The 6,780-nt window shown below is 72.1% G+C and carries 6 protein-coding genes; all 6 read left to right on the top strand.

Annotated elements, in window-relative coordinates:
• Nucleotides 1–315: 315 nt before the first annotated feature.
• Nucleotides 316–879 (top strand): VanZ family protein, encoded by a 564-nt coding sequence (locus ACR807_RS40475; protein ID WP_438926845.1) that lies wholly within the window; start codon nt 316–318, stop codon nt 877–879.
• A 150-nt stretch (nt 880–1,029) separates the two neighbouring features.
• Entirely contained in the window at nt 1,030–2,058 is a 1,029-nt protein-coding gene (locus tag ACR807_RS40470; RefSeq protein WP_438926844.1) for a LacI family DNA-binding transcriptional regulator, read from the top strand.
• 85 nt (nt 2,059–2,143) lie between these two features.
• Nucleotides 2,144–3,442: an extracellular solute-binding protein gene (locus ACR807_RS40465; RefSeq protein ID WP_438926843.1), complete on the top strand. Its 1,299-nt coding sequence runs from the start codon at nt 2,144–2,146 to the stop codon at nt 3,440–3,442.
• A 72-nt stretch (nt 3,443–3,514) separates the two neighbouring features.
• Entirely contained in the window at nt 3,515–4,450 is a 936-nt protein-coding gene (locus ACR807_RS40460; protein WP_438926842.1) for a carbohydrate ABC transporter permease, read from the top strand.
• A 1-nt stretch (nt 4,451) separates the two neighbouring features.
• Nucleotides 4,452–5,351: a carbohydrate ABC transporter permease gene (locus tag ACR807_RS40455; protein WP_438926841.1), complete on the top strand. Its 900-nt coding sequence runs from the start codon at nt 4,452–4,454 to the stop codon at nt 5,349–5,351.
• 23 nt (nt 5,352–5,374) lie between these two features.
• On the top strand, nt 5,375–6,780 hold a 1,406-nt coding region (locus ACR807_RS40450; protein WP_438926840.1), incomplete at its 3' end, for a glycoside hydrolase family 32 protein.

The raw sequence follows: 6,780 nt of genomic DNA, 5'->3' as shown, positions 1-6,780 counted from the left end.
GCCGCCACGACGATCGCCGCCACGACGATCGCGACCGCCCACGGCAGGCGCGCGTGGCCCCGACCGCTGAACTCGCCCAGCCGCAGGTCGAGCAGGCCGAGGACGGCGAACGCGCACGCGACGGCCGGCAGGAGGACCGCTGTTCGGGGGAAGGACCGCACCCGACCAGCGTAGGGAACGGGCGCGGCCCCCGTATCCCTCGGCAGGGGGTCTGCCGAAAGGAGGAGGCGGACCCGGAAGACCCGTCCGGGGAGGGAGGTCCGCGCGGCGCGGCCGGCGCACGCTGGCACGAGGTCCGGACAGGAGGTTCCGCAGGTGTGGGATGACGTCGGTTACGCGGGTGTGGGGATCGAGTCGTGGTACGTGCTCGTGCCCGCGCTCGCGCTGTGGGGAGCGGTGCTCGTGACGCGCGCGGTGCGCGGCCGTCCGGGGTGGACGGGGCGCCGGCTGGTGGTCCGGGCGGCGGTCGCGGCGTACGTCGCGGGGGTCGCGCACGTCACGCTGTTCCCGATCGACGTGCAGTCGGGCCCGTACGCCGACCGGACCGCCTGGTACGAGCAGGTCAACCCGGTGCCGCTGCTGACTGCGGACGCGCCGTCGTTCGCGCTCAACGTGGTGATGCTGGTGCCGTTCGGCGTGCTCCTGCCGCTGGTGTCGGCGCGGGCCGCGAGCGCGGGACGGGTGGCGGCGCTGTCGCTGGCGTTCAGCGCGTCGATCGAGGTGGCCCAGCTGCTGGTCTACGTCCTCGCGCGCAGCGGTCGCAGCGTCGACGTCAACGACCTCCTCGCGAACACCCTGGGCGGCGTGCTCGGGTACCTGCTGGTCAGGTCCCTGCCCGCACTGCGCCGCGCCGCGCTGCCCGGTTCGCCGCCGGCCTGAGCCCGACCGGTACCGCCGGCCTGAACCCGACCGGCGGTACCGGGCTGCGCCGTCCCTGTCGGACACAGGTGCGCAACAAGCCGTTGACAGCCGCTTCATCCTGATGAATCCTTCACCGCACCAAGTGCCCAAACGATTTGGCAGGTTGCGGTGAAGCGCATCGGGATCAAGGACGTGGCGGCGGCGGCCGGTGTCTCCGCGACCACGGTCTCCCACATCCTCAACGAGGTCGAGGGCAAGCGGATCAACCCCGAGACCCGGGCCACCGTGGTCCGCGTGGCCCGGGAGCTGGGGTACCGACCCAACAACCTGGCGCGGGGACTGCGGACCAGCCGCACCTACACGGTGGGCTTCATCGGCGACGAGATCGCCACCACGCCCCACGCGGGGCAGATCATCCAGGGCGCCCAGGACGCCGGTACCGAGCGGGGGCTGCTGCTGCTCATGCTCAACACCGGCGGCGACCCGGAGCTGGAGCGCAAGGCGATCACCCTGCTCGTCCAGCACGGCGTCGACGGCATCCTCTACGCGTCGATGTACCACCGGGTCGTGCGGGTGCCGCCCCAGCTCCGGTCGGTGCCGACGATCCTGGTGGACGCGAGCTCCGACGACCCCTCGGTGCCCTCGGTCGTGCCCGACGAGGAGCAGGGCGGCCTGACGGCCACCCGGGAGCTCCTCGCGCACGGCCACCGCCGGATCGGGTTCGTCACCAACACCGACGACATCCCCGCCTCGCGCGGCAGGCTCGCCGGGTACCGGGCCGCGCTGGCGGAGCGGGGCATCGGGTTCGACCCCGCGCTGGTCGTCGCCGACCGCTCGGACGCGCCCGGCGGCCACCGCGCGGCCCGCGCCCTGCTCGCGTCCGCGGACAGACCCACGGCGCTGTTCTGCTTCAACGACCGCATGGCGATGGGCGCCTACCGCGCGGCCGGCGAACTCGGCCTCGCGATCCCCGCGGAGCTGTCCGTGATCGGCTTCGACAACCAGGAGCTGATCAGCGAGAACCTCCACCCCGCCCTGAGCACCGTCGCCCTGCCGCACTACGGGATGGGGGCACGGGCGATAGCGCTCCTGCAGGCCCTCATCGACGCGCCCGGCACCACCGGCCCCGCCCTCCGGGAGGTGCTGCACTGCCCCCTGGTGAGCAGGGACTCGATCGCCCCGCCGCCCCGGTCTTGACCACCGGGACGACGGAGCGACCACGACTGGGCGACCGCTTGCACCGGCCGCCCGACGAGAACCGACCCAGCACGATGGAGGAACCATGAACGCGCGGACCAGACGTCTCGTCGCGGCGAGTCTAGCGGCGGTCACCACGGCGACCGCCCTCACCGGCTGCGGCACCGGGACCGGCGGATCGGGCGCCGGCGACGGCGTGCTGAAGCTGTGGACCCACAACGCGGGCAACGCCGCCGAGTACGACGTCGTCGAGAAGGTGGTCGACGACTTCAACGCGAGCCAGACGACGTACGAGATCGAGATCGAGGCGTTCCCCCAGGGCTCCTACAACGACGCCGTCGTCGCCTCCTCCTCGTCGAAGAAGCTGCCCTGCATCCTCGACGTGGACGGCCCCAACGTGCCCAACTGGGCCTGGGGCGGCTACCTGGCCCCGCTGGAGCTCTCCGGCGGCGAGGTCCCCCTGGACGACCAGCTGCCCAGCACCGTCGGCAAGTACCAGGACGAGGTCTACGCCTTCGGCTTCTACGACGTGGCGCTGACGATGTTCGCCCGCAGGTCGGTGCTCGACGAGCACGGCATCCGCATCCCCACCCCCGAACAGCCCTGGACCCGCGCGGAGTTCGCCTCGGCGCTGGCCGACCTCAAGGCGGGCGGCAAGTTCGAGCACCCGCTGGAGATGGGCACCGGCGGCAGCGGCGAGTGGTGGCCCTACGCCTACTCCCCGCAGCTGCAGAGCTTCGGCGGCGACCTGGTCGACCGCTCCTCCTACAAGACCGCGCAGGGCGCGCTCAACGGTCCCGAGGCGCTCGACTGGGCGAAGTGGATCCGCTCCCTGGTCACCGACGGCTACATGGCCCAGAAGTCCGGCTCCAGCCCCAACGACGACTTCCTCAACGGCAAGTCCGCCATCGAGTGGGACGGCAGCTGGGACGCGGCCAAGAACGTCGAGAAGCTGGGCGACGACCTGCTGATCCTGCCGCCCGTGGACTTCGGCCGGGGACCGAAGATCGGCGGCGCGTCCTGGCAGTGGGCCATGAGCTCGAACTGCGCGCAGCCGGAGGGCGCACGCGCGTTCCTGGAGTTCACCCGCAAGACGAAGTACTTCCTGGACTTCGCCAAGGCCACCGGCACCATCCCCGCCACCGACGCCGCCGCCGCGCAGATCCCCGGCTACGAGCCCGGCGGCCGGTACGAGACCCTCGTCCGGTCCGCCCGCGACCTCGCGGTGGTGCGCCCCGTGACGCCCGCCTACCCCTACATCGCCTCGGTGTTCGAGAAGACCGCCAAGGACGTCGTCGCGGGCGCCGACCCGAAGACCGCCCTGGACGACGCGGTCGAGCGGATCGACGCCAACCTCACCCAGAACGACTTCTACGCCGGCTGACGGCCCCGCCCCGCCCGCCTGGTGGAGACCCGACCGTCTCCACCGGGCGCGCCCGTTCCGCCCGGAGATCCCGTGACCGCCGCTGTTCCCCTCCGCGCGCGCCTGCGACGCGCACCCGGCAGCACGCTCGGCGCCGCCCGCCGCAGGGAGGGCCTCACCGCCCTCGGCATGGCCGGCCCCGCGGTCCTGCTGCTGCTCGTCTTCTTCGTCGTCCCGGTCTGCCTGGCCTTCGCCCTGGCCTTCACCAGCGCGCGCCTCATCTCGCCGACCCCGGCCCGGTTCGTGGGCCTGCGCAACTTCGCCCTGCTGCTGGAAGACCCGGTCTTCCTCCGCTCGCTGCTCAACACGTTCACCTTCGCGGCCGTCGTGGTGCCCGTGCAGGCGGGGCTCGCCCTCGGGCTGGCCCTGCTGGTCAACGGGCGCTTCCGGGGCACGAACTTCTTCCGCACCGTCTACTTCATCCCGGTGGTCACCTCCATGGTGGTGGTGTCGATCGTGTGGACGTTCCTCTACCGGCAGGACGGCCTCCTCAACCGGGTCATCGACGCGGTCACCCTCGGCCTGGTCCAAGGTCCGGACTGGCTCAACGACCCCTCGACGTCGCTGGCGGCGATCGTGTTCATGTCCGTCTGGCAGGGCGCGGGCTTCCACATGGTCATCTGGTTGTCCGGTCTCCAGACCATCCCCGCCGACCTCTACGAGGCCGCGTCCCTCGACGGCGTGGGCCGCTGGACGCGGTTCCGGTTCGTGACCTGGCCGGGACTGCGGGCCACCCGCACCTTCGTGCTGATCACCATCACCATCTCCGCGTTCAGCCTGTTCACCCAGGTCAACGTGATGACCCAGGGCGGGCCGCTGGACTCGACCACCACGGTGGTCCACCAGGCCGTGCGCAGCGGCTACCAGCAGCAGCAGACCGCGTACGCCTCGGCGATCTCGCTGGTGTTCTTCGTGCTGGTGCTCGTCGTCTCGCTCGTCCAGCGCCGCCTGACCAGGGAGAAGGACTGACATGACGACCCGGTCACCCCGGCCCGCTCCCCGGGCGGTGCTGCGCGGGCTGCCCGTCCACGCCCTGCGGGTCGCGCTCGCGCTGTTCTTCGCGTTCCCCGTGGTGTTCATGCTGGTCTCGTCGTTCAAACCGGACCAGCAGATCTTCGGCGACCTCGGCAGCCCCCGCGCGTTCCTGCCGGTCGGCAGCCTGTCGCTGGAGAACTACACCGCCGTGTTCGACCGCGTGCCCGCGATCCGGTTCCTGCTCAACTCCCTCGGCGTCTCGGCGATCACGATCGTCCTGGGCATCCTCGTCAACAGCCTGGCGGCCTTCGCCCTGTCCCGGATGCGCTGGCCCGGCCGCAAGCTCCTGCTCACGGTCATCATCGCCACCCTGATCGTGCCGTTCGAGACCTTCGCGCTGCCGATGGTCTGGTGGGTGAACGAGCTGCCCTGGCTGGAGGTCAACGGGTTCGGCCTCACCCTCACCGAAGGGTGGCTGGACACCTACCGGGTGCAAATTCTGCCCTTCGTCGCGAACGCGTTCTCGATCTTCCTGTTCCACCAGTACTTCCAGAGCATCCCCAAGGAGCTCGACGAGGCCGCGCTGATCGACGGCGCGGGCTGGTTCGGCATCTACCGGCGGATCGTCATGCCGCTGTCCGGCCCGGCCGTCGCGACCGCGGCGATCCTGACCTTCCTGCCCGCGTGGAACTCCTACCTGTGGCCGCTCATGGTCGTGCAGGACGAGGAGCTGCGCCCGGTCATGGTCGGCATCCAGTACTTCTTCCAGCTCAACGTCTCCTGGGGACAGGTCATGGCGTACTCGTCGATGATCACCGTCCCCGTGCTCGCGCTGTTCCTGGCCTTCCAGCGGTCGTTCATCGACAGCATCGCCTCCAGCGGCGTCAAGGGATGACCGCTCCGACCACGAGGACTCCGTTGTCGACTCCCGACACCCACCTGCCCGCGATCCACCTCAGGCCGCCGCGGAACTGGGTCAACGACCCCAACGGGTTGACCTTCCACGACGGCCACTACCACGTGTTCTTCCAGTACAACCCGCACGGGCCCGACCACACCGGCGTCCACTGGGGACACCAGCGCAGCGCGGACCTCGTCACGTGGGAGGAGCTGCCGGTGGCGCTGGCGCCCACGCCCGGCGGCGACGACGCCGACGGCTGCTTCTCCGGCAACGCCGTCTCCCGCGGCGACCGGATGCTGGCGTTCTACTCCGCCTACCGCACCGACCGCTGGTGGCAGCCGATCGCGACCGCGGAGTCCGAGGACGGGGGCGTCACCTGGCGCAAGCACCCCGGGCTGGTGATCCCCGTGCCGCCCGAGGGCACCTCGATGTACCGCGACCCCTACGTCTGGCGCCACGGCGACCGGTGGCGGATGCTCGTCGGCGCGAGCGTCACCGGCGAGCGCGGCGCGGCCCTGCTGTACGAGTCACCCGACCTCGCCGACTGGCACTACCTCGGGCCGTTCTTCGCCGACGGACCGGGCGTGGAGGGCTGGACCGGCTGGGAGTGCCCCCAGTACGCCGACTTCGGCGACCGCGGCGTCCTCGTCGTGAGCCTGTGGGACGCGGTGGCGGGCCCCCGCAGCACGCGCGCCTACGTGGGCGGCGAGCACGCCGACCGGTTCGTCCCCACCGGCCACCAGCCCCTCGACCACGGCCCGGACCTCTACGCGCCCGCCCTGCTGCACGCGCCCGACGGCCGCTGGCTGCTGTGGGGCTGGTCCTGGGAGGCCCGCGACCGGGAGTGGACCCGCGAGGCGGGCTGGGCCGGCGTCCTCAGCGTTCCCCGGGAGGTCTCGCTCACCGAGGACGGGCGCGTGCGCCAGCAGCCCGCCGCCGAGGTCCTCGGCCACCGAGGCCGCAAGCTCGCGCACGCCACCGGCTGGTCCCGCGCCGACGACCTCGGCGAGGTCGGCCCCGCCTTCGACCTCACCGCCCGGCTGCGCCCCCGCTCGGACGCGCCGTGCGGCGTGCGCCTGGAGACCGCGGCCGGCGAGCACCTCGACCTCGTCGTCGACCCGGTCGCCGGCGAGCTGGTCGTGGACCGCGACCACGCCTCGCTGGACCCGCGCGCGCTCAAGGGGCGCTACCGGGTCCCGCTGGGCGGGTCGCGGGCACCGGACGGCTCGGTGGACTTCAGGGCGATCGTGGACGGCTCGATCGTCGAGGTGTTCCTCGGCAGCGGCGAGGCACTGACGCTGCGCTGCTACCCGACCGGCCCCGCGCCGTGGCGGCTGCGGACCACCGGCGCACCGGACCACGTGGTCGACGTCTGGGAGCTGACCGCCGGCGGGCGGCGGACCGCCGCGGGCGAGGACGAGCT

The sequence above is a fragment of the Saccharothrix sabaoui genome (genome assembly GCF_051756985.1).
Lineage (GTDB): Bacteria > Actinomycetota > Actinomycetes > Mycobacteriales > Pseudonocardiaceae > Actinosynnema.
Note: the sequence above shows the minus strand (reverse complement) of the source record. Positions and strands in the feature narration are given on the sequence as shown.

Bases quoted from the DNA above. Each gene is read 5' to 3' on its own strand.
- ACR807_RS40455 (WP_438926841.1), top strand. From the start codon at position 4,452: ATGACGACCCGGTCACCCCGGCCCGCTCCCCGGGCGGTGCTGCGCGGG.
- ACR807_RS40465 (WP_438926843.1), top strand. From the start codon at position 2,144: ATGAACGCGCGGACCAGACGTCTCGTCGCGGCGAGTCTAGCGGCGGTC.